The sequence below is a fragment of the Agitococcus lubricus genome (assembly GCF_003051055.1).
Lineage (GTDB): Bacteria > Pseudomonadota > Gammaproteobacteria > Pseudomonadales > Moraxellaceae > Agitococcus > Agitococcus lubricus.
In genome coordinates this window covers 74,226-98,564 of sequence record NZ_QAON01000002.1, presented here as the reverse complement: position 1 = coordinate 98,564, position 24,339 = coordinate 74,226, and the positions used below count along the sequence as shown (strand labels likewise).

General features: G+C 43.1%; 21 protein-coding genes. 16 read left to right on the top strand and 5 right to left on the bottom strand.

Translation table 11 applies throughout. The features are described from left to right. Nucleotides 1-39: 39 nt before the first annotated feature. The 9 genes from lspA to C8N29_RS02850 all read left to right on the top strand — a co-directional run bounded on the left by lspA (nt 40) and on the right by C8N29_RS02850 (nt 9,617). Nucleotides 40-540 carry a signal peptidase II gene (gene lspA, locus C8N29_RS02890; RefSeq protein ID WP_107864534.1) on the top strand — a complete coding sequence of 167 codons (501 nt, stop codon included), beginning with the start codon at nt 40-42 and terminating at the stop codon, nt 538-540. Further along, complete coding sequence (locus tag C8N29_RS02885; RefSeq protein WP_107864533.1) at nt 537-1,004, top strand: FKBP-type peptidyl-prolyl cis-trans isomerase; 468 nt, start codon at nt 537-539, stop codon at nt 1,002-1,004. The genes lspA and C8N29_RS02885 overlap by 4 nt, the downstream gene beginning before the upstream one ends. Nucleotides 1,005-1,016: 12 nt before the next feature. After that, nucleotides 1,017-1,967 (top strand): 4-hydroxy-3-methylbut-2-enyl diphosphate reductase, encoded by a 951-nt coding sequence (ispH, locus tag C8N29_RS02880; RefSeq protein WP_107864532.1) that lies wholly within the window; start codon nt 1,017-1,019, stop codon nt 1,965-1,967. Between the two features lie 129 nt (nt 1,968-2,096). After that, nucleotides 2,097-2,618, top strand: a complete 522-nt coding sequence (locus tag C8N29_RS02875; RefSeq protein ID WP_170106864.1) for a GspH/FimT family pseudopilin — start codon at nt 2,097-2,099, stop codon at nt 2,616-2,618. An 11-nt stretch (nt 2,619-2,629) separates the two neighbouring features. Beyond that, on the top strand, nt 2,630-3,136 hold the full coding sequence (gene pilV / locus C8N29_RS02870; protein WP_107864530.1) for a type IV pilus modification protein PilV: 507 nt from the start codon (nt 2,630-2,632) through the stop codon (nt 3,134-3,136). Continuing rightward, nucleotides 3,136-4,011: a PilW family protein gene (locus C8N29_RS02865; protein WP_107864529.1), complete on the top strand. Its 876-nt coding sequence runs from the start codon at nt 3,136-3,138 to the stop codon at nt 4,009-4,011. The genes pilV and C8N29_RS02865 overlap by 1 nt, the downstream gene beginning before the upstream one ends. Nucleotides 4,012-4,018: 7 nt before the next feature. Then, nucleotides 4,019-4,729, top strand: a complete 711-nt coding sequence (locus tag C8N29_RS02860) for a pilus assembly PilX family protein (protein ID WP_170106863.1) — start codon at nt 4,019-4,021, stop codon at nt 4,727-4,729. Between the two features lie 56 nt (nt 4,730-4,785). Further along, a complete protein-coding gene (locus C8N29_RS02855; protein ID WP_170106862.1) occupies nt 4,786-9,126 on the top strand; it encodes a PilC/PilY family type IV pilus protein in 4,341 nt (1,446 codons plus the stop codon). A 41-nt stretch (nt 9,127-9,167) separates the two neighbouring features. Next, a complete protein-coding gene (locus tag C8N29_RS02850; protein ID WP_107864526.1) occupies nt 9,168-9,617 on the top strand; it encodes a type IV pilin protein in 450 nt (149 codons plus the stop codon). Here C8N29_RS02850 and C8N29_RS02845 read toward each other — a convergent pair. Continuing rightward, nucleotides 9,614-10,171: a GspH/FimT family pseudopilin gene (locus tag C8N29_RS02845; RefSeq protein WP_107864691.1), complete on the bottom strand. Its 558-nt coding sequence runs from the start codon at nt 10,169-10,171 to the stop codon at nt 9,614-9,616. The genes C8N29_RS02850 and C8N29_RS02845 overlap by 4 nt on opposite strands. 128 nt (nt 10,172-10,299) lie before the next feature. Between C8N29_RS02845 and thiO the strand changes: the two genes are divergently transcribed. Next, entirely contained in the window at nt 10,300-11,373 is a 1,074-nt protein-coding gene (thiO, locus tag C8N29_RS02840; protein ID WP_107864525.1) for a glycine oxidase ThiO, read from the top strand. Here the strand turns inward: thiO and C8N29_RS02835 are convergent. The 3 genes from C8N29_RS02835 to C8N29_RS17410 are packed head-to-tail and all read right to left on the bottom strand — an operon-like array spanning nt 11,368 to nt 14,572. Next, nucleotides 11,368-12,741, bottom strand: a complete 1,374-nt coding sequence (locus C8N29_RS02835) for a sigma-54-dependent transcriptional regulator (RefSeq protein WP_107864524.1) — start codon at nt 12,739-12,741, stop codon at nt 11,368-11,370. The two genes, thiO and C8N29_RS02835, sit on opposite strands and share 6 nt — an antisense overlap. A gap of 2 nt (nt 12,742-12,743) precedes the next feature. Beyond that, nucleotides 12,744-14,342 carry a sensor histidine kinase gene (locus C8N29_RS02830; protein WP_107864523.1) on the bottom strand — a complete coding sequence of 533 codons (1,599 nt, stop codon included), beginning with the start codon at nt 14,340-14,342 and terminating at the stop codon, nt 12,744-12,746. Further along, nucleotides 14,339-14,572, bottom strand: a complete 234-nt coding sequence (locus C8N29_RS17410) for a PP0621 family protein (RefSeq protein ID WP_107864522.1) — start codon at nt 14,570-14,572, stop codon at nt 14,339-14,341. Before C8N29_RS17410 ends, C8N29_RS02830 begins: the two co-directional genes overlap by 4 nt. 279 nt (nt 14,573-14,851) lie before the next feature. Here C8N29_RS17410 and C8N29_RS02820 point away from each other — a divergent pair, with 279 nt between their 5' ends. After that, a complete protein-coding gene (locus C8N29_RS02820) occupies nt 14,852-16,462 on the top strand; it encodes an NAD+ synthase (protein ID WP_107864521.1) in 1,611 nt (536 codons plus the stop codon). 132 nt (nt 16,463-16,594) lie between these two features. Here the strand turns inward: C8N29_RS02820 and C8N29_RS02815 are convergent, their stop codons facing one another. Next, complete coding sequence (locus tag C8N29_RS02815) at nt 16,595-17,209, bottom strand: RDD family protein (protein ID WP_107864520.1); 615 nt, start codon at nt 17,207-17,209, stop codon at nt 16,595-16,597. 126 nt (nt 17,210-17,335) lie between these two features. On the opposite strand from C8N29_RS02815, the gene C8N29_RS17280 reads away from it, so the two are divergent. From C8N29_RS17280 to C8N29_RS02795, 5 genes are all read left to right on the top strand, one after another. Continuing rightward, nucleotides 17,336-17,458 carry a hypothetical protein gene (locus C8N29_RS17280; protein ID WP_275656195.1) on the top strand — a complete coding sequence of 41 codons (123 nt, stop codon included), beginning with the start codon at nt 17,336-17,338 and terminating at the stop codon, nt 17,456-17,458. A gap of 404 nt (nt 17,459-17,862) precedes the next feature. Continuing rightward, complete coding sequence (gene dnaE, locus C8N29_RS02810; RefSeq protein WP_107864519.1) at nt 17,863-21,339, top strand: DNA polymerase III subunit alpha; 3,477 nt, start codon at nt 17,863-17,865, stop codon at nt 21,337-21,339. 82 nt (nt 21,340-21,421) lie between these two features. Next, nucleotides 21,422-22,375, top strand: coding sequence for an acetyl-CoA carboxylase carboxyltransferase subunit alpha (locus tag C8N29_RS02805; RefSeq protein WP_107864518.1), 954 nt, complete (start codon nt 21,422-21,424; stop codon nt 22,373-22,375). 50 nt (nt 22,376-22,425) lie between these two features. Then, the gene (tilS, locus tag C8N29_RS02800; RefSeq protein ID WP_146164412.1) at nt 22,426-23,739 is read left to right on the top strand and encodes a tRNA lysidine(34) synthetase TilS; all 1,314 of its coding nucleotides are present in this window, start codon (nt 22,426-22,428) and stop codon (nt 23,737-23,739) included. Nucleotides 23,740-23,743: 4 nt separating this feature from the next. Continuing rightward, nucleotides 23,744-24,235 carry an META domain-containing protein gene (locus C8N29_RS02795; protein ID WP_107864516.1) on the top strand — a complete coding sequence of 164 codons (492 nt, stop codon included), beginning with the start codon at nt 23,744-23,746 and terminating at the stop codon, nt 24,233-24,235. Nucleotides 24,236-24,339: the final 104 nt, after the last annotated feature.

Below are 24,339 nucleotides of genomic sequence, written 5' to 3'. Positions count from 1 at the left end.
GTGAGAGCAATCAGCTCTACGGCGAGAGAACATTACGTAATGTCATCTTTACATTTAAAAAACTTAACTTGGTTGATGTTAAGTATTATCATTATCGTTATCGACCAAGTGACGAAAGTCTATTTTAATCAAACATTACAATTAGGCCAATCGATTGAGTTGTTGCCTGTCTTAAACTGGACACTCGCTTATAACTATGGCGCAGCCTTTAGCTTTTTACATGATGCGGGCGGTTGGCAGCGTTGGTTTTTTGCAGGCATAGCCGTTGTGGTGAGTTTAGGTTTGACAATTTGGTTAATAAAATTAGAAAAAAATGCAAAATTTCTAGCCTTTGCCATTGCCTTATTATTAGGCGGAGCAGTGGGTAACTTATATGACCGTATGGCTTATGGTTATGTCATTGATTTTATTCATGTCTTTTATCAGACATGGCATTTTCCGATTTTTAATATTGCAGATTGTGCGATTACCATTGGCGCAGTGATGTTGATGATAGATTCTTTATTTTTTGAGCAAAAACGACAGGTATCGGCACCATGACAGAAGATATTCAACGTATTGGCGCAAATAAAGTCGTGACCCTGCATTTTGCCGTGTGTTTGGCTAATGGCCAACTCTTAGATACCACGCGTGAGCGTGAGCAGCCTGTCAGTTTTACCGTTGGCGATGGCAGTTTATTAGACGGCTTCGAAAAAGCCATTTTTGGCTTAAAAGCAGGCGATAAACGTTCTATTTTTATTGAAGCTAAAAACGGCTTTGGTGAGTGGCAAGAAGGCAATGTCCAAATGTTTGACAAGAACTTATTTGCAGATGAATTAACTGTGGGGTTAGTGGTGTCATTTGCTGATAAGAGCAAAGCCGAACTAGCAGGTGTCGTGAAAGAAATCACAGAAACAAGCGTGATAGTAGACTTTAATCACCCTTTAGCCAGTAGAGACTTGCTTTTTGAAGTCGACATCATTAGTGTGCGAGATATTAGTGAACAACCATTCACTCTTAAGTGATAGAGAGACGTCATGGAAATAAATTTAGCTAATCCTCGTGGTTTTTGTGCAGGTGTAGATCGAGCGATAGCGATTGTCAATCGAGCATTAGAGGTCTTTGGTCGACCCATTTATGTTCGCCATGAAGTTGTACACAATAAATTTGTGGTTGATGATTTACGTCAACGCGGTGCAGTGTTTGTTGATGAGCTGACACAAGTACCCGATGATGCGATTGTTATCTTTAGTGCACACGGGGTTTCTAAAGCAGTACAAGATGAAGCAAGTGAGCGTGGACTTAAAGTGTTTGATGCGACTTGTCCCTTAGTGACCAAAGTACATATGGAGGTCACGCGTTATGCACGTACAGGTGTCGAAGCCATTTTAATTGGCCATGCAGGACATCCCGAAGTTGAAGGCACCATGGGGCAATATGATACCCAATTCGGTGGTCGTATTTATTTGGTTGAGGATGAAAAAGACGTCGCAAATTTAACCGTCAATAATCCCAGTTTGTTAGCTTTTGTTACACAAACCACCTTGTCTGTTGACGATACAGCACGTGTGATTGATGCCTTAAGAGCAAAATTCCCGCTGATTCAAGGGCCGCGTAAAGACGATATTTGTTATGCGACGCAAAATAGACAAGATGCGGTCAAGACCTTAGCAGAGCAGTGTGATGTGGTTCTCGTTGTCGGTTCGCCTAATTCTTCTAATTCAAATCGCTTGCGTGAATTAGCAGAGCGAATGGGGAAAAAATCGTATCTTATTGATAATGCAGAACAATTAAATAAAGAATGGTTTGGTGCACAGACAAAAGTCGGTTTGACAGCAGGTGCCTCAGCACCTGAAGTCCTGATTCAACAAGTCGTGCAACGTTTACAACAATGGGGCGGTCAGACCCCACAAGAAATCACAGGAAGGGAAGAAAATGTGGTCTTTTCAATGCCTAAAGAGTTGCGTATCCCTACTGCAAATTTGTAACAATATATTTTGTAAAAACTCTTGGTCTAACAAAAAATGCCGATTGTCGTAGCGCGCTTGTGTCTACTACAAAGCAGGCCTAATGTTGATAATAAGTCATATATAACCCTCTAAATGGGCACTTCTACCATGCAGTATAACAAAGGTTTTACGATTATTGAGTTAATGGTTACGCTCACCATAGCCGTAATTATACTGACTATGGCTGTACCGATGACGCAAACGATACAAGCGAATGCCCGTGTTAGAAGTGTAGCATCAGATTTTGCCTCTTCATTAGCAGATGCCAGAGCAAAAGCCTTGTTAGAGCATAGAGATATCTCTTTTGTTGCCATTAGTCCTGGTGATATCAATAACCTGTGGGGTGCAGGTGGGTGGCGTGCAACACAAGTTATTAATGGCACAGTCACTACCGTCTTTGAGAACCGCGCTATTCCTAGTACGGTATCAATAGCCCCTTCTCAAAATCTCAACACGTTTCTATTTGATAATGTGACGGGTGCTGTCAAAAATGCGGCAGGGGCACCTGTAAATATCAATTTCACCATTTGTGATGGCAATGTGGATGATGAAACAGGCAGCATCATTAACCTGACGAGTACGGGACGTATTATTGTGCGCCGTGACACCACAAACACGGTTTGCCTATAAGGGGGATAACAATGAAAAAAATGAGAAGCTTATCCCGTCAACGAGGCGTAGGTATGCCCGAAATTTTAGTGGCTTTGCTTTTGTTGGGTATCACTGTGATGGGCTTTGCGGCATTGCAAATACGTTCTTTAGGCACAACCAATGAGGCTATGTACCGCTCACAAGCAATGGCTTTAGCGCAAGATTTAGCAGAAAAAGTCATGGCAAATCAACAAGGTGTTGCAACGTACAATGCCGCTTGGAATCCTTTAGCCGTTGCGGCTAATTTGTGTGAAACGAATAATTGTACGCCTGCACAAATGGCTCAATATGATATTCGTAATGCCGTCGAAGTGGCTGCCAGAACACTACCCAATGGTCGAATTGGTATGGCAGCATGCCCATTAGCCAATAACCGTTGTCTTTATGTCGCTTGGAACGATACGACACCTACTGTTGGTAATGGTGTCAATGATTGTTCGTTGACTACAGGTCTTTATAGGTTAGGGGCAGATTGTGTGATGCTGGAGATTTACTAATGAGTACCATATTCAAAAAAAATCACGGTTTTACACTGGTTGAGCTGATGTTGTCGATGACACTGGGCTTAGTCATTGTATTGGCAGCGACACAACTATTCGTCACCAATCAGCAAAGTTTTGCCTTACAACGCGGTTTAGGCGATATCAATGAAAATAGCCGTTTGGGTACAGGCTTTATCATGCGTAGTGTGCAGGGAGCGCAGTACATTCCTGCCATTATGGATACCCAATACAGGACGCGTTGGACAGGTATTGTCACTAATACTACAGAATTACCCACAGCAACCGCAGCCCAAATTACAGGCGATGGTTTATCTGCTGTCGGTATAGCAACCAATAGCGACCAATTAGTCGTACAGCGTTATGCGGATAACCAAGCCCGTGATTGTGAAGGAAACAATGTTGCTGGTGGACGCTATATCGTTGAGCGATTCTTTTTGCGTGCTGACCCTTTAACGGGCGTCGCCTCGGCATTAGCCTGCGATGCTGGCTCACACGATGGTGGAACATTGACTAATTATGGGGATAACGGCGTTATTTTATTGCCTGCGGTTGATAACTTTCAAATTTTATTGGGTGTCGCCACCGTAGGTGCAACTAACGCCGCGGTTGTTCAGCGTTATGTTACGCCTACACAATATGCCGCATTAGGAAATCCGCAAATCTTAGCGGTCAAAATGGCTTTAATGATTACCTCTTTAGACCAAACAGGTGGGTTAGGACAACCCGCTGTGCCTCAGCCTGTTGCCGTACTCAATCAAAATATTACGCCGCCACGTGACAGTAGAATTAGACGTGTTTATGAAAATACGGTCTTATTAAGAAATGTAGCCCAATTCTGTGACCCTGCTGATGCTAGTCAGATATGTTGAGGTAAATATGTATACAAATTTGCACAATAAGTCTACGCAGCGTGGTGCCGCATTAATTACAGTCTTGATTATCTTAGTGGTGATTACCATTCTAGGTATTTCCGCTATGCGTATGAGTCTTTCCAATCTATCGATTGCGACAAATAGCCAAGTCACCGCACTTTTATTTCGTTCAAGTGATATGGGGATAGACGCTGTTGAAAAAGCGATTGGTGTGACAGGTGCATCAATTAGAACAGCAATTTCAGACCCTAATGGTGTTTTGTGGAAAGCCTTGAATAATCAATCATTCTCAGACCAAGAAGCGGTCTACTGTTTGACCCGTAAAACGGGCGTTGTCACCGCAATTCCTAACTTAAAAACAGGCGTATGCCAGACTTCGGGCACCGATTATGTCAGTGCACGTAATATTGTGTCTACACAAGTAGGTATCTCTGGCAGCTTTCGTCCATTTGAAGGGGCAGATTTAGGTGTCAATGCGGATGGTAATCCCAACGGAGGGTATTATGTGGTAGTGACCTCCACATCTGTACTACCCAATTTTGGCTCCGCCACTAAAAGCGCGATTGATAATTGTTTACAAGCGCCAAATGACGAGTTTGCACCTGGTGTATCAGACCCTTCAGAAATTGATACAGTGACAGACTGCCTGACAGACCAAGGTGCTGTCTTTAAGACCACCCGTCAAGAATATTTATTGGTTGACCAAAATAACTAACATCCACAATCTGCTTATACCATGTCGTTACAGATGTATAACGGAGGGAAATGTCAATGAAGAATTACTCTAAACCCCAGCCTGCTAAGTTACTATCATCGTTACTGGCCTTTAGTTATATGAGTTTGGTTTTTGTCCCTGCATATGCCAGTGATACAGAGGTATACACACGCCAAAACGCAAATATTGAGCGTTCTCCTACCTTGATGATGATGTTTGACACTTCGGGTAGTATGGCTCAGTGTGTACAAAATGAAGGCAGTCCCAATGCTTCTTACCCTTCCTCAGGGGGATGTGTTTTAGCAGACGGGCGTATGACGACCTTGAAACGCTCAATGGATAAAATTTTGAATGGCGGCGGCGGTGTGACACCCGCACCAGGCTTCCTGCGTATGGGACTATCTCGTTATGCGCAAAATGGTGCTGGCGGATGGGTGATTTATCCTGCACGCCCCTTAGATGCAGCCGTAGAAATTAACCCATCAGGTTCGGTTAATAATACAGGCGCGACATCACCTGTCTCCGCAAAAACAGATGCTGAAGAAGCAACAGGTACCATCACAGGGACTGTAGACCTGACTGTGGGGGCAAAGAGTGGTCAAAATCAGGCGGTGGGTTTGTACTTTGGTGATGTGCGTTTACCCAAAGGCGCTATTGTCTCCAGTGCAACATTACAACTGACGGCTAAACAATCGGATATTTTGTTGTCGACATGGCAAGTCAGCGTGCAAGATACAGGTAACGCCCCCGATTTTACCAGTACGTCAATTGCCTCGCGCAGTTATTATAACGACCCGAGTATCAGTAATTTTGTGCCACCTGCATGGACAGCCAATACCTCTGTGACCATTAATGTCGGGGGCTTAGTACAATATATTGCTAATCGTAGTGATTGGTGCGGCGGTAACGGTATGATGTTCCGTTTACGTGACATTGGCACTTTGCCAGCGACACGTGTCGCTTACTCTTATAAGGGCGCAAATAATATTTCTAAACCAGAATATGCCCCAAAACTGACCATTAACTATACGATTGACCCCAGTTTATCATCGAGTTGTATGAAAAATGTCACGTCAACGCGTGTGTATGGTATCAAGTTACCCGCCGATGATGCGATTTGGACATCAACATCAGGGTCAACGAATGGCACTACCTTGCAATATAACCGTGTCAACTCTTCTCCTGCTTTGCGTAACAATGCAGGTTTTCGATTTAATGGCTTAGAAATTCCGCAAGGTGCAACCATTAACAGCGCAACCTTACGTGCAACCTCTGCAACAACTATTGCATCAGGTATCAGACCGACCGAAGTTCATGTGTTTGATAGTAATAATCTGAATGCATTTTGTGCTGCGACGACCTGTACAACCACCGAGGTGAATGCCTTAAATGCCTTACCCGTTGTTACCAGCCCGAGTTCCGCAGTGACAACCTTTACACCTTCTGGTTTAGTCAGTGGTTCGACCGTTGTAGGTGCAACTAATAATAATGATGTACTGACAATCAATGTAACGGATGCGGTACAGTCTATTGTCAATAAACCGACATGGGCAGTAGGCAATGCCCTTGGTTTTAGAATGCGTAATACTTCTACGTCAACATCCAATTCGAGTAATGCCACTTTTTACGCACGTGATAACAGTGCGTCCTCAAAGTCAATGTTATTGACGGTGACGTGGACAGTACCTGAATTAAACGATTTACGCGTATTACAAACCGTTCGTGAGCAATTGCATGAAGCCATTCAGGCACTAGACATTCCCAGTGCAACCCCGTTAGCAGGTTCTTATGCGGAAACGGCACGTTATATGTTTGGTATGACGTCACATACCTCAGCACAAACGCCTGATGTGCGTACCTTAAATGATGCAGGCACCTCCTACAAAACGCCTGTAAATGCACAAAATCAATGTGCGGGTAACTACATCTTCTTATTAACAGACGGTCAGCCCAATGGTTTAGGGGGAGCAGATAGTAGCGTACCACAAATTACGGGCGATGCCTCATGTTCGGCAACCAATGCCACGTTTGATGCCGCCAATATTGCGGGTACTTCGTCAAAAACAGACTGGCGCTGCATGATGTATTTAGCACGTTACGCCAAACTCACCAATAATCGTGTCAATAGTCCTATACGCACCAACACCGTTATTTTTGGCCCTGAGGGAACAAATGGTGTCACAGGTGCTAATATGGCAAAAGTCGCTAGTTTAGGGGATGGTAAATACTATCAAGCCACGGATGAGAACAAACTAATCACGGCTATTTTAGAAACGATTTCTTCCGCCATCGATTTTAGTGGTTCTATCTCAGCACCTGGCGTGGCAGTCAACCAATATAACCGTCTTAATAGTTTGAATCAGTTATATTATCTGTTGTTCGAGCCTGTGCCACAACGCGTGCGTTGGGATGGTAACTTAAAGCGTTATAAATTGTCGTTTGATACAGGCGAGGTACAAGATGCGAATTCAGAGGATGCGATAGATAGTGACGGCATGTTCAAAAAAACCAGCCAAAGCTTTTGGAGTGCAGCAGACGATGGTGGTTCTGTATTATCGGGTGGGGCTGCCGAACAGCTGCCTAATCCAGAAAGCCGTAATATGTATACCTATACGGGGAGTTTGCCAACCACATACACCTTGCCCTTGCAAAAAATTGACTTAACTAACGCCGAGTTTAACGCCTCTGCTAAGTCAATCATGAATATCAGTGATGATAATCTCTATAAAAATCTGATGAATTGGTATAAAGGTTATGCCATTACTGATTTAGAAAATGGCTTAGTTTCTGTTTCTGCAAGCACAGCGTTACGCAGAGAGTTGGGAGCAGGTTTACATTCACAACCCATTTTAGTGAACTATGGTTTCTCCGGTTCTAATCCGTCAGATACATCGCAACAAAAGAATATTATTTTCTTTAGTACCACAGAAGGTACGCTCCATGCGATTAATGCGAATACAGGGGTAGAACAGTTCGCCTTTATTCCAGGTGAAAAGTTAGCTACCTTAAAACAGCAGTTTGATAATCCGTCAGGTGTTGCATTGCCAGAGTTTGGTATGGATTTGACGTGGACAGTATGGCGTCAAGATGTGAATGGTGATGGGCAAATTGGCTCAGGTGATAAAGTCTATTTATATGGCGGTATGCGCATGGGGGGGAATAACTACTATGCCTTAGACTTGACCGATATTACCAAACCTAAACTGCTCTTTAGTATTAAAGGTGGCGTAGGGGCATACGCTAATTTGGGACAAACATGGTCTCAACCTGTCGTGGGTAATGTGAAAATTAACAATCAAGTAAAAACTGTACTGGTGTTTGCAGGCGGCTACGATGAGCGCCATGAAACAGAGAATACGCTTTTTACAGGTGCAGACAAAGGCAATCAAATCTATATTATTGATGCACAAACGGGGCAACTCTATTGGTCTGCCAGTGGTAATACCACAGATTCACCCACTAAATATGTGACTGAAATGCAATATTCAATGCCCAGTGAACCTAAGTTAATTGACTTTAACTCCGATGGTTTGGTTGACAACATTTATATCGGTGATTTAGGTGGGCAAGTCTTTCGTTTAGATATCAATAATAAAACCACCACTAATACGGGCTTAGTCAAGCGCGTCAAAGTACTGGCTAAATTAGGTCAAACGGCTGCATCAGGCTTAGGTGCGACAGACCAACGTCGTTTCTATAATGCAGCTACAGTAGCCTTATATCGTGATAACGCCACGCCGCCAGCACCGTTTTTAGCGGTCGGTATAGGGTCGGGTTATCAGAGCCATCCGCTGAATGTGACAACCCAAGATAGATTCCACGTTATCTTTGATTATGATGCCCCAAGAGCAGACTTGCTGACTTTGGCAGAAAATAGTGCTTCACTACAGGCGACAGCAACACCAAATGACTTAGCACTATTATCCTCCGATTTGACTGCAACCGCTGGTGCTAATGTTACAGGTAAAAAAGGCTGGTATATGAATCTACCAGACGCAGGTGAAAAGAACTTATCCAGTGCGCTGATTTTTGCTTTGCAAACAGCAGACCAAAAAACCGAAAGCCGAATTGTCTTTAACACCTATGTGCCTTCTAACCAAAATAATAGTTGTAGTGCGGTAACGGGTAGAACAAAGTTGTACATTATGTGTATGCCCTACGGTAAATTATGCAGTGATCAAACAACCCGCGTTCGTGATAATTTACTCTTGGGCTTAAGTGGTGATTCCCAGTTATTGATTGGTAAAGATGCGTCCAATCAAAGCCGAGTTGTGATTTTAACGGGTAATCAAGGGACAGGAAAAAATTTGAATGACAGTCCGAGTGTCACGAATAATCCGCATTCTCGCAAGATTCGTTGGCAAGAGGTTCAGCGTAATCCTCAGGTTAACCCCTAGTAATGACAGAGAGGCTTAGGCCTCTCTTGGAGTATGAAATAATGAAAAAAATGACTGGTTTTACTTTGATGGAATTAATGACGGGTCTAGCGATTGTGGCTATTTTATTGTCCATTGCTATCCCAAGTTATCAGGAATATACCACACGTAATAATCGTGGTGCGGTACAATCAGAAATGCTCCAAATTGCTTCATTTTTAGAGCGTTATAAAGCACAGCAATTGACGTATCAAGGCGCTACATTGCCTGCATTATATGGCTCCTTAACTTATCCTAAAGCGGGTGGCTCGGTGTTATATAATTTTACTTTAACCATTTCAGCGAATGCGACGTCTTGGGAGTTGGCAGCAGTACCCGCATCTGGTTCGCAGCAAACGGGTGACGGTGCACTCAAATTGGATAGCCAAGGCCGTCGTTGTTGGAATAAAGGCAGTGATATTGCGGCTTCATGTAACTTAGCGAATCCTCAACAAGCATGGAGTGTCCGTTAATCAGGACAGGAAATGGGCATGCCTGAGCTAGTCTCATGTATGCCATCCCCATTTCTATCGCGAGAAAAACGTACACGCCCGCCACGACTAATAATAACCTGCCGACTAAATTCAGCTTCCCCATCATGTCGACAAAATGTGAAAGTACCATTGCTCGCATACGTCATACCAAAACTTTCGATGATTAGGCGAGGACCGCTAAACCCCTGCCATGAGAGTCGGTGAGGCTGTAGAATCAAAGGTTCAAATTTAAGCAGCTTGTCTTCCCCATCCGCTAAGCCATTTCTATTTCTATCCTCTAAAACAAGTACCCCCGTTGACCAATCGTTATCACAATGATAGCTATCACTACTACCACATAAAGTGACATTGATATGATTGTTGAACGCGTAACTTTTAGCAGATTGTACAAGGCTAGATAATTGATACATTACGAGTTGGGCTTGTACTTGCTTGATTAACGAGGATAAATAATAACTGCCCCATAATAAGATGATACTAAAAATGACGAGTGATATCATGAGTTCAAATAGCGTAAAGCCACGATGCTTCATGGTAAAATCCCTTTTTGTGTAGAAAAACGTCCTTGTAAAGCATGGTGACTAACATGCGTTACTGGTGTAAAGAGTAAATGTTAATAAGATAGTTGACTAGTAGATAAACAAAAAAATACTGAGGTATTATGCGTGTATTAGTAGTAGGTGGCGGTATTATTGGCCTGTTAAGTGCGTTCTATTTGCAAAAGGCAGGCTGTCAAGTGCTGTTGCTAGATAAACAGAACTTAGGCACAGAAGCATCATGGGCGGGCGGGGGGATTATTTCTCCCTTGTATCCTTGGCGTTACCCGCCAGCAGTGACAACGCTTGCACAACAAGCACAGGCTGCCTATCCAACTTTACAAAAAGAACTATTGCAACTAACGGGTATTGATATTGAGTTAAATACTTGTGGTCTGTTAATGGTAGAGCCAAATGATGCCAGAGATGCGTTGGTATGGGCTAAATACTATCAACAACCTATAGAAGTATTAAGCCCACTGGAGTTGCGCCGTTTAGCGCCTGTGATTAATAATTTTCAATCAGGTGTTTTGTTGCCACATATCGCTAATGTTCGTAATCCTCGACTATTACAAGCACTAATAAAAGCGGTCAATTTAATGGGCGTCCAAGTTATTAGTCATCGTATAGTTGAGCAATGGGAAGTCAAACAACAACGTGTATTAGCTGTACAGATTGATAAAAAGCGCTACGAGGTTGACCATGTATTAATTGCGGCAGGAGCTTGGACAAATCATCTACTGACGCCATTTAACTACAGTTTGCCTATCAAACCCATCAAAGGGCAAATGTTGTTGTATAAATTACCCACACAAGTGTTAAATAAAATGATATTGCATCAAGGTCACTATTTGATTCCACGTTTGGATGGTCATATCTTGTGTGGTTCTACCTTAGAAGATGTGGGTTTTGATAAAATGCCATCTTTAGTAGCACGTGAGACCCTACAACAGTCTGCTGAGCGTATGATGCCGTCATTGGCAGAACATAAACCCATTAAACAGTGGGCTGGCCTGCGGCCTGCTTCGCCTAATGGCATTCCTTTTATTGGTCATGTCCCGCATTGGCAAAATGTGTCAGTCAATGCAGGACAGTTTCGTAATGGTTTGGTATTAGCCCCAGCATCAGCACAACTGATTAGCCAACTGATTACCCAACAGTCAACAACGGTAGATGCGAGTCCTTATCAATTATTATGAGTTCTCATCTTCGTCATTACCATCATCCAGTCCTAATTTTTTCAGACGATAGCGTAAAGAACGAAAGGTCATACCTAATTTTTTGGCGGCGGCGGTGCGGTTCCAACGTGTATCATCTAAGGCTTTGATAATCATGTTCTTTTCTATATTGAGTAAGTAATCTTCTAGGGAGTCACTTTCATTAGGTGTCGGAATGGCATATAAATGAGGCTGTGATAATTGGCTTTGCGTATGCTCTGGCAGTTGTAAGTGGTCGGGTAATATTTCTTGGCCTTCACACAGGGTCAGTGCCCGTTCTAAAATATTTTGTAGCTCACGAACATTACCTGGAAAACTATAATGTTTGAGTGCTTGTTGTGTTTTAGGATGTAGTTTGGGTTGGGTTAAGCCCCAATCGTCACTGAGTTTGGCTAAAAAGCTATTGGCCAGTTCAATGATATCGTCGCCTCGGTCACGTAACGGAGGAATACGCGCTTGAATGACATTGATGCGATAAAATAAATCCTGTCTAAAACGTCCTTCTGCAACCTCGATGGCTAAATCTTTATGTGTTGCGCTTAATAAACGAATATTGACCGCAATTTCCTTCGCAGCCCCAATTGGACGTACGGTTTTTTCTTGAATAGCGCGTAGTAATTTTACTTGCATCGTCAAGGGTAAATCAGCCACTTCATCTAAGAATAATGTCCCTTCATTAGCCACCTGAAATAGCCCTAGTTTATCTTCAGTAGCGCCTGTAAAACTGCCTTTTTTATGGCCAAAAAACTCGCTTTCCATCAGTTCGGAGGGAATTGCGCCACAATTGACGGGAATAAACGGTTTTTCTGCACGAGGGCCTAAGTCGTGAATTAATCGGGCAACGACTTCTTTGCCTGTGCCTGATTCACCGCTGATATACACAGGCGCTTGACTACGCGCTAATTTACGAATGGTCGTGCGTAATTCATTCATAATGTCTGAGGAACCCAGTAAGCGTCGGTCATCATTCTGCGCAGTGACGGGTTTACTCACTTTGACTGCATTACGAATTAAATCGCGTAAGCGACTCAATTCGATGGGTTTAGAAACAAAATCAAACGCGCCTGCTTTGAGTACCGTAACGGCCATATCCATACTGCCATAGGCAGTAATCACCGCAACGGGAATGTGTGGATAGTGTTTTTGAATGGCTTGTACGATTTCTAAACCACTACCATCGGGGAGGTGCATATCGGTTAAACATAATTGAAATTTTTCTTTTTTTAATAAGGCTAAGGCACTATCAACGCCATCGGCGCTACGGCATTCAATATCCATTCTCTCTAAAGTAATTTCTAAGAGTTCACGAATATCTGGTTCATCATCAATAATTAAAGCCAATGTTTTCATGTTTAGATTAACCGATTAGGATGTGAAAAAGTAATGCGAAAACAAGCACCAACAGTTTGTGGGATATAATCCAAATGCGCTTGATTAGCTTCACACAGTTCGCGAGAGAGATAAAGTCCTAAGCCTGTCCCTGTTTTTTCTGTGGTAAAAAAAGGCTCAAATAAATTTCGTTGTTGCTCTATAGAAACACCAGGCCCAAAATCATAAACTTCTAAATAAGGAAGACTATTAATGTCATCTGTATTAGCAATAATTTTAACGGTGTTATTATTGTTTTTTTTGCTGTAATATAAGCCATTTGTAATCATATTGTTGAGTATTTGATATAAATGGTCTGTATCAAAACGAATCATTAATTCATCAGGGCATTCTATAATCAACTCGTTATCTTGTAGACTTGACTGAAACTCATCAAAAAAGTCAGATAACCATGATTTAAGATTTAATAATTGTGGAGAGGATTTTTGTCGGCGCGATAATTGTAAAACCTTTTCAACAATATTATTTACCCGAATACAATGTTGACTGACAATCGTTAATAAGCGTCGGTCAGCCCCCCGAATATCTTCTGACTCTTCTAATAGTTGCGCCGCGTGGCTAATAGCCCCTAAGGGATTACGAATTTCATGGGCAATACTGGCTGTCAAACGACCTAAAGAGGCTAGTTTAAGCTGTTGTGCTTTTTGTGCCATTTGAGCCGTATTTTCCAGAAAAATCAAGGTTCTGGCGTGTTTTTGGTCATGTCCAAGTTGCATGTAAGAGACATTAATTTCTGGATATCCAGGTTGGTTTTTGAAGACTAAAGGCCGCATCATTAAATTTTGACGCCATGCCAATAAGCCAGCGTCAATAGTACTGGATAAATCTTTTAGGGCAATGCCAATAAAGGTATGCCCTAAACCCAATAAGTGTCTGGATGCAGCATTAAATAATAATAATTGTCGTTCTTCATTCACCACCAAAATGCCTGTGTGCATACGGTCAATAATTTGCTCATTTAGCCGTTGTAAGTTTTCTACCTCAATAGAGCGTTGTAGTGCTAGCGCTTCCATTTGGCGAAAGCGGTGGCTAATTAACTGACTAAAAAGTGCAACAGCAAAAAAACTAAGGCCTAATAACGAGGCTTGGCCGATATTCACGGAGCTGAAACTTTGCGAGGTCGTTAATATAAAATAGAACTGTTCATATAAGACGGCTAATGCGGCAACGGCAGCAATCATGGGGCCTTGTTTGCCGGGTAATAAAATATTACCAGCGGCAACCATCACTAAATACAGCATACTCAGTTGTGGCGTAGGGCCACCGTTTGCATGCATTACTAAAGTAATCGCTAAAATATCAATAATAATAAAAATAAAGGCCTGTAATCGAGAGTGCGTTTTTATTTTCTGATTAATAATCAAACTTACGCAGGTTAAGGCTAAATATAAAATGCTAGAATATAAAAAAAGTTTTGGATTTTCAAAACCCAACAGGGGTGAGCTTGGTGATAAAGTAAATAAACTCAATAATAAACTGGCTAACACTAAACGATAATAGACATAAACGCGTAATAAACGCCAATCATCGTGACTTTCTGGGAAATGTGTTTTTGTTGTCATGATTTATGTTGTAAAAAAAGGTCTCGATGAGCCTCGCTACAAAAAATATAGCCTTGTGACTGTGTACTTTCACCCTCTGGAATATGAACGCCACAATAAGCACACTTTTTCATCAATTGATTGGGCGTCTCTATGCTAGAGGGACTGGCTTTATTTTGCAATGCGCGTTTAATCGTTATATAAACAAACCAAATAATAGCCGCAATAATAATAAGACGTAATATTCCCATTGCCTGACACCTATGGTCGTTGAGTGTTTGGGTAGTCTAAGTAAAAACAAGGCATTTTAGTAGAGAGCTGTTGTATTTTGTTTTTAATGCTCAGTAAGGCCATGATGGTCAACACAAATAGCCCTCTTTTTTATCCTTATGTGGCAATAGCTGTCTGTTTTTTGGGCGTTGATGCGAGAAAATTAAGGATTATTCAGTTAAATAAGCGATAATCACGCGTAGCCTAAAAGCAAGCACAATACCGTGCTTGTTTCAATTCATAGCCCCTGTGGAATCGATATGAGTGTGCGTATTGCGGTCGTCCAAGCTAATTTTATCGTGGGTGATATTGTCCATAACACCCAATTAGTCAGCCAATTTGCAGCGCAAGCAAAGGGGCAAGGTGCGCAAATTTTATTGTGTCCAGAATTATGTTTAACAGGCTATCCTCCCGAAGACTTATTATTACGGCCTAGTTTGGCTGTGCGTATCGCGCAAGCCCTCGCACAGCTCGCCACGATTCGTGATATTTTGTTGGTTGTGGGCTATCCCAAAGCTATCGATGGGGTACTCTATAATATGGCAGGCGCATGGTTCAACGGACAGTGCTTGGCTGAGTATGCCAAACAAAAACTACCAAACTATCAAGTGTTTGATGAAAAACGCTATTTTAGTGCAGGGCATCAGTCAGGTGTTTTTAGCTTTGCAGGGGTGCAGATTGGTTTAAGTGTTTGTGAGGATATTTGGCATCCAGAGCCGCTGGCACAAGCTAAACAAGAGGGTGCACAGTTAATTCTCAATCTGAATGCATCACCCTTTCATTTGAATAAACAAGCAGAACGAATTGCCGTCGTTAAGCAACGTGCACTTGAGACGCAATTGCCCATTGTTTATGCCAATTTATTGGGCGGTCAAGATGAGTTGGTGTTTGACGGTGGTTCTTTTGCGGTCAATGCAAATGGTGAGGTGGCCTACGAAGCCGCTTTATTTGAAGAGTCCTTGATGTATTTGGATTATGACCACGGGTTTAGTGTGCAGCCGCGTGCGCCTGTATTGACAGAAGAGGCCGCGGCTTATCAGGCTTTGGTACTAGGTGTGCGTGATTATGTCAATAAATGTGGTTTTAAGGGGGTCATATTAGGCTTGTCAGGAGGGATAGATTCGGCCTTAGTATTGGCAATTGCCGTCGATGCTTTGGGGGCAGAGCGTGTCAATGCTGTCATGATGCCTTATCATTACACCTCCCAAATGAGTTTAGAAGACGCCGCTGCCGAGGCGAATACCTTAGGCGTCAATTACAGTGTGATAGAAATAGCGCCTGCGGTACACAGTTTTAGTCAGTTATTAGCGCCCCATTTTGCAGGTTTAGCCAAAGACAAAACCGAAGAAAATTTACAAGCACGTAGTCGTGGCGTTTTATTAATGGCCATATCCAACAAAAAAGGTTGGTTAGTGTTAACCACAGGCAACAAGTCCGAAATGGCCGTTGGTTATGCCACCCTGTATGGTGATATGGCTGGCGGTTTTGATGTGTTAAAGGATGTACCCAAAACCTTAGTGTTTCGTTTGGCAGCCTATCGTAATCAAGTTGCTGGTATGGCGGTGATTCCTCAACGCGTGATTGACCGTCCACCTTCAGCAGAATTAGCGCCCGACCAAAAAGATGAAGACAGTTTGCCGCCTTATGCCATTTTAGATGCCATTTTAGCGTTATATATTGAGCACGATTACAGTGCTGAGGCCATTATTGGTGAAGGTTTTGACCGAGAGACGGTATATAAAGTCTTAAAAATGGTCGACTTTAATGAATATAAGCGTCGGCAAGCGGCGATTGGCCCACGAATCACCCAACGAGGATTTGGTCGAGACCGACGTTATCCGTTGGTAAACGGTTGGAAAGTAGGGATTTAGTCTAGAGGCTGTTGATGTTTTGTGTGTGAGCCGCGTTGCTGATAAAAATAGCTTCTTTCGCAACCACAATCAAAATGCCAACAGACCCTATTCTTGCTCTCGCTGTTTGGGAGAACAAGGACCCTCAGCATATTAGTCTTCAGTTTTAGAAAACCATCCTAAGACACCGCGTTTTTGTCGAGGGTCAACGGGGACTCGAATGACCACCGTGGCAGATAATTGGTCGTGCCAAGCTAAGCCACGTCCATTCACCCATGACCATAAATAATTGCCGACAAAACCAAATAGGATACTTAGGGCAAATGCTCCCGCGCTGTGATATAAAAAACTGGCTGCTAAACCACAAAAGGTCGGCAGAATCATTGCCGCTGCACAACGGCCTGCCGCATCCCCCCACGATAATAATTGTCCGTTAGGTTTAATGACTTTCAGTCGCCATGTTTGCATACCCAGCGTTTGACCATTCTTGCGCCAAAAATAGCCATAAAATAACCATGTCATGACCACCATTGCAGGAAATAAGACTAGGCTTCTAAACCAATCAGGTAAGACGACAGTTTGATTGTTGGTAGACATATCAGACGGTGTTGCTATCACCACGAGAACGACGGCGACAATCGCATTAAGTGCCACAATTAATAAGCCATCATAAATGACGGCTGCAAGGCGAACCCCCGCACGAGCTAAAGGAATACTCTCTGTTTGTGCTGTAGGAGTTTGGGTTGGAGAGGGATGTTTTTTGGGCATAATGATGACCACAAGGAGATAATGAATAGTTGCAATGGATAAGTAGTCTAAAGCATCTGTCAGTTAGAGGTGCGGATGTTTTCAATTGGCTTTAACGCAATCCTATGCCAATCAGAGAGAATTAGCATGAGTATTAAAAAAGTAGAAACAGCCTTAGCGCTAAACGCCGAGCACGACCTAAATGATAACTTAAAAATAGCATGCGTTCCCGATAGTAGCTCCAAACAACTTGCATTTAAGGCCAAGTAAACAAGATTTACAGTACAAATGATAGCAAATGTTTTAGGCTTAAAAACCTAGTGTCGGTTGACGCTTGGCGTGTGAGGCGCGTTGCTGATAAAAATTGCCTCAGACAAGGCACAAAACGCAGCGAATAGTGAGTCTATTGGCCAGTTTTGTCACACCGTATGAGGTAATTTTTAACGTAACCCAAAGGGAAAGAACGATTTTTTGACGCTACGTTGTTGTTCATCGCTTAGTTGGAATCACCCAATCACGCGATTCACGCCGTATATCCTCTAAAAAACTTCTTTCGCAACCACCATCAAAACATCAATAGCCCCTACACAAGTATATTAATAGCAGGAATCATAGTCACGGTGACTAGGCAAAAGTGTTATTATCTATCGCTAAAAATAGTCTGAGATTCTCCCATGAGCTTTGTCCATTTGCGCTTACACAGTGAATTTTCCTTGGTAGATTCTATCGTACGCATTGGTGATGCCGTCAAAGCGTGTCAAAAAGCCCATATGCCTGCTTTGGCGTTGACGGATTTAAGTAATTTTTATGGCTTGGTAAAGTTTTATAAGGCTGCACAAGCTAAGGGTGTCAAGCCGATTTTTGGTGCAGATTTATGGGTGGCCGAAGACAATGGCAATCATTATCTCGTCACTGTTTTGGCAATGAATGAAAAAGGCTATTTTAATTTAATTGAGGTGATTTCCCAAAGTTTTATTCAGGGACAGCAATTAGGTAAAGCCATTGTGCAACGGCAATGGTTGGAGCAAAACCACGCAGGCTTAATCGTTTTATTAGGTAAACAAAGTTATATCGGTTCGTTATTATTAGGCGCAGATGCCAGTTCGGCTATTCCTGTGTTGCAGCAGTGGCAAAGCATTTTTCAAGATAGACTGTATTTAGAATTACAACGCACAGGTCGTACAGGTGACGAAGCCTTTGTTCATGCCGCAGTTGATTTGGCAACAAAAACCGATTGCCCTGTGGTAGCGACTAATGATGTACGCTTTTTAACGCCCGATGACTTTGAGGCGCATGAAGTACGGGTATGTATTGCTCAAGGGTATGTCTTGGGTGACCCTAAACGTCCACGCGATTACAGTGCCGAGCAGTATCTAAAAACCTCTGAACAAATGATGGACTTGTTTAGTGATATTCCAGAAGCCATTGAAAATACGCTAGAAATTGCCAAACGTTGTTCGGTGGGTTTACGTTTAGGTAAAAGCTTTTTGCCTAATTATCCCATTCCCGAAGGCATGACCATGGATGAATTTTTCATCCAAATTTCGCGCGAAGGTTTAGAGGAGCGTTTACTTAGTCTATTAGATAAAAATCAGCCAGACTACGATAAACAATACAAAATTTATCATGACCGCTTAGACTTTGAGTTAAAAATTATCAATCAAATGGGTTTCCCTGGTTACTTTTTGATTGTGATGGACTTTATTGCATGGGCAAAAAATAACGGTGTGCCTGTTGGGCCGGGTCGTGGTTCGGGCGCAGGTTCTTTGGTGGCCTATTCGTTAAAAATTACCGACTTAGACCCGTTAAAATATGATTTGCTCTTTGAGCGTTTTTTGAATCCAGAACGGGTGTCGATGCCTGACTTTGATATCGACTTTTGTATGGATGGTCGAGACCGCGTGATTGATTATGTGGCCAATCACTATGGTCGCGAGGCGGTTTCGCAAATTATTACTTTTGGTACGATGGCTGCCAAAGCGGTGGTGCGAGATGTTGCGAGAGTGCAAAGTAAATCGTATGGTTTGGCCGATAGAATTTCTAAATTAATTCCTAAAACACCGGGGATTTCACTCGAAGAAGCGCGTAAAGAAGAGGCCTTGCTCAATGATTTGTTAAGTAATCCTACCGAGCGTGATTATGAGGATGCCAACGAAATTTGGGAAATGGCACTCAAACTCGAAGGCATTACCCGAGGTGTGGGTAAACACGCGGGTGGTGTATTGATTGCACCTGGTAAGTTGACCAATTTTACCGCTGTGTATTGTGATGAAGAAGGAAAGTGGGTTAGTCAGTTTGATAAAGATGACGTTGAACAGGTTGGCTTAGTCAAGTTCGACTTTTTGGGTTTGCGTACTTTAACGATTATTGATTGGGCGTTGGTGCATATTAATGCGAAACGCCAAGCCCTTGGCCAAGAGCCATTGGATATTAATAATATTCCCTTAGATGACTATAAAACCTATCAATTATTACAAGAGGGGCGTACTACCGCTGTGTTTCAGTTGGAATCGCGCGGCATGAAAGAGCTGTTAAAAAAGCTTAAACCCTCTTGTTTTGAAGATATTATCGCCTTGGTGGCTTTGTATCGACCTGGTCCCTTGGAATCGGGCATGGTTGATGACTTCTGTAACCGTAAACATGGTCGCGCGAAGGTAGCGTATCCTGACGAAACGTATCAACATGATTGTTTAGAGCCTATCTTAAAACCGACCTATGGCGTTATTGTTTATCAAGAACAGGTCATGCAAATTGCTCAGGAAATGGCAGGATACTCGCTCGGTGGCGCGGATATGTTGCGTCGAGCGATGGGTAAAAAGAAACCTGAAGAAATGGCCAAAGAGCGCGTTAAATTTATGGCAGGGGCAACAGGCAAAGGCATTGATGCCGACCTTGCGGGTCATATCTTTGATTTGATGGAAAAATTTGCCGGTTATGGTTTTAACAAATCGCACTCGGCAGCTTATGCTTTAGTGTCTTATCAAACCGCATGGCTAAAACAACATTATCCTGCCGAATTTATGGCAGCGGTACTTTCTGCCGAGATGCACAACACCGACAATGTGGTGGTGTTTATTGAAGAATGTCGCACCATGGGGCTGCCGATTGTCTCACCCGATGTCAATCATTCTAATTATAAATTTGTGCCACTTAACGAAACCATTGTGTATGGTTTAGGCGCAATTAAAGGTGTGGGTGAAGGGCCAATTGAGTCGATTATTGCCGCTCGTAAAGAGGGTGACTTTAAGGATTTATTTGATTTTTGTCGGCGTATTGATTTGCGTAAAGCCAATAAGCGAACCCTTGAAGCGTTGATTAAAGCAGGGGCAATGGACAACATGAGTGGTGTCCATCGTGCCTCAATTATGGCCACCTTGAGCGAAGCAGTTAAAGCGGCGGAACAGCAAAATCGTAATCAAAATGCAGGGATGATGGACTTGTTTGGTGAAGTGGTTGAAGCAACTCCCAATAATCAATATCTCTCGGCGTTAGTGTGGACAGATGACGAACGTTTACAAGGTGAAAAAGACACCCTTGGCTTATATTTAACAGGTCATCCCATCGACCAATATTATGATGAGTTAAAACGTCATGTTGCCTGTAAATTGTGTGATTTGCAGCCAACTCGTCGTGGTCAAAGTATCACCATCACAGGCTTGATTATGGATGTACGCATCTTTAAAGGGCCGCGTGGTACACGCGCCATTTTATTATTAGATGACCGTAGTGGTCGGGTGGAAGCCAGTGTCTTTGGTGAATTATACGAACAAGTTAAACAGTTGTTAGTCGTTGATAATGTCATTATTTTAGAGGCCGAAGTGAGCCCTGATGAATTTAAAGGGGGGTTACGAGTCACAGGCAAAAAAGCCTATTCCCTCACCGAAGCGCGTATCAATTCGATTCGTGCCTTAGAGTTAAATGTAGACGTAGCAACCTTAGCAGGTCAGGCAATTCCTGAGCTTAAACAGCTTTTTGCCCGCTTTTTACCAACAAATGAGCAAAAAAGCATCAATATAGCGTTGCGCTGTCAACATCCAAGTGCGACAGCCGTGTTACAGTGTGGCGAAAATTGGCGAGTTTATCCGCACGATGATTTAATCAAACGACTAAAGCAAGTATATGGTACACAGGCAGTGCGTTTAGTGTATTAGCAGGGTGATGCTTAGAGAGTCCTTGTCTACTATGTGAGACAATACGTGAGCAAGGATTTTAGATATTAATTGGAAGACGAACATGAACCCAAACTATTTGGATTTTGAACAACCCATCGCCGAATTAGAAGGCCAAATTCAAGGTTTACAAGTTTTAGCGAATAGTAATAGCACATTACAGTTGGGCGATGAAATTCGACGTTTAGAACAAAAAAGTTTGTCGTTGACAGAGGAAATTTTTGCCAACTTAAATGCCGCACAGGTCACGCAATTAGCCCGTCATCCTAAGCGTCCTTATACCTTAGATTATATTTCCCATATTTTTACGGATTTTGATGAGTTACATGGCGACCGTAGCTTTAGAGATGACCCCTCTATTGTCGGTGGTTTAGCCCGTTTTCAAGGCGAGCCTGTCATGGTCATTGGCCATCAAAAAGGTCGTGATGTACGTGAACGCGCACGTCGTAATTTTGGGATGCCCAACCCTGAAGGTTATCGTAAAGCCTTGCGCTTAATGGAAATGGCCGAGCGTTTTAAGTTACCCATTTTTAGCTTTATTGATACGCCAGGTGCCTATCCGGGTATTGAAGCCGAAGAACGTGGTCAAAGTGAAGCCATTGCCCGTAATTTAGCCGTGATGTCGCGCTTAAAAGTCCCCATCATTTGTACTGTCATTGGCGAAGGTGGGTCGGGTGGTGCGTTAGCGATTGGTGTGGGTGATGCCTTAATTATGTTGCAGTACAGCATCTATTCGGTCATTTCACCCGAAGGTTGTGCGGCCATTTTATGGAAAACACCTGAAAAAGCAGGTGCTGCCGCAGAAGCGATGGGTTTAACCGCACAACGGCTGAATGAGTTAGGGTTTGTTGATGAGTTAATTCCAGAACCTTTAGGCGGTGCACACCGCGACACCATTTTGATGGCCGAAACCTTGCGAAAGTCTTTAGCCAAGCAACTTAAACGCTTACGAAGTTTAGACAGCCAAGTATTATGTGAACGGCGTTTACAGCGTATCATGAGTTATGGGGTGTTATAGACCCCTTCTGAGTTTATGCGCCAAGTATCCCCTGTGAGGTGTGTGTTGCCGTGTTATTGTCGGTACTGAGTCAATTTTTATTGACGCATTTAACGGCTGCGCATCAACGTTTAGTCGTTGCGTATAGTGGCGGAGTGGACTCGCATGTGTTGTTAGACGCCTTAGTGCAATTACAGTCTATACATCAACGTTCTTTGCTAGCCGTACACGTTCATCATGGTTTGAGTCAATATGCCGATAATTGGGCAGCGCACGTGCAAACAACGGCGGCGGCTTATGGCGTGCCATGCTGTATAAAATACATCACCGTCAACTCACATGCCAGCCTTGAGGCCTGCGCGCGTGAGGCGCGTTATCATGCCATCAATCAAGAGCTACAAACAGGCGACGTTTTGTTACTCGCCCATCATCAACAAGACCAAGCCGAAACCCTGTTATTGCGCTTATGCCGTGGTACGGGAGTAACAGGCTTAAAAGCCATGTCGGCTGTCAGCCCTGTACCTTATCAGTCTGCGCTGATGAAGGCATGGCGACCCTTGTTAACGCTGACTAAGGGCGACATCCTTGCCTATGCACAGGCGCAACAACTGTCTTGGATTGAGGACGAGTCAAACGGTCATCTTCGCTTTGACCGTAACTTTTTACGCCAACAAGTATTTCCTATACTCCGTGCACGTTGGCCTCATATTGATGCACGTTTGACACAAACCAGTCGTTTAATGGCAGAAGCTGATGCCTTATTAAACGAAATGGCTGCCGCAGATTATCAGCACGCCCTAGATGACACACAACAAGCCTTAGTCATAGAACGTCTACAGCCCATGAGTCGTGCTCGTCGGCATCAGTTATTCCGATATTGGCTAAAACAATTAGCCCTAAACATCCCTGATTACGCAGACATTGAACGTATATGGACAGAGGTATGTTTAGCCAAAGCAGATGCACAGCCATTATTGGCATGGGCGGGTGTGGAGATACGTCGTTATCGGCAACATCTCTTTGCGATGTCGCCGTTAAAGCCCTTTAATCGTCGTCAGGAATACCCGTGGTTGGATAAAAATCAACCCTTAATGTTGGCTTGTGGTCAGACACTCAGTCCCCAACTCGCGCAACAGGGGATTAGACCAGAGTTATGGCAAACAGGAGCGCTTTGTGTGCGTTATCGGCAGGGGGGCGAAAAAATACAGCCAGTGGGTCGACATTGTCATCATGACTTAAAAAAACTACTACAAGCCAGTGCCATTCCACCGTGGCAGCGCGATAGATTGCTATTATTATATATTAACCAACAACTGGCGGCAGTGATTGGCTATTGGGTCGCTGTTGAGTTTGCCGCAGAACAGCCCTTAATGATGAAGGAATAAAATTGTGTTTAAACAAGGTCTTTTAATGTGCACGTTGGTGCTGTGGCTAAGTGCCTGTACCAGTCAACAGCCAGACCCTCGCTTTCAAAAAACGCCGCCACTACCGATACTGGTTGAGCCTGTCACTCAGCAGCCCGTTGAACCGCAAGCACTCATCGCCTTAGAAGATAGAATCTGGCAGTTAGTCGCGCTCACTAAAAGTGTCAATGCCAATCACATTCAAGACGGTGCTTTTTTAAGTTTTCAGTCGGCTAATCAGCAATTAAAAGGCAGTACAGGCTGTAATCGTTTAATGGGGACGTATGAGCGACATCAACAACAACTGCGTATGTTAGAAATTGCCAGTACTAAAAAGTTTTGTCCTAGTGGCGGTATTGTCCAAGAAGCCATATTTATTCAAGCGCTCAATGACACCCGTTTTTGGCAAATCGAGCAACAGCATCTCTACTTATTAGATGAACAAAAACAAAAACTCGCTATTTTTGAGCTGCGTTAGATTGTTCTTTTTTAAGAAACAATCATTGTAGTAATGATGAGCTACTGGCAACTTAAACGCTGTATTAACATCACGTCATCACCACAGTGTCTCTAGCCTGTTGA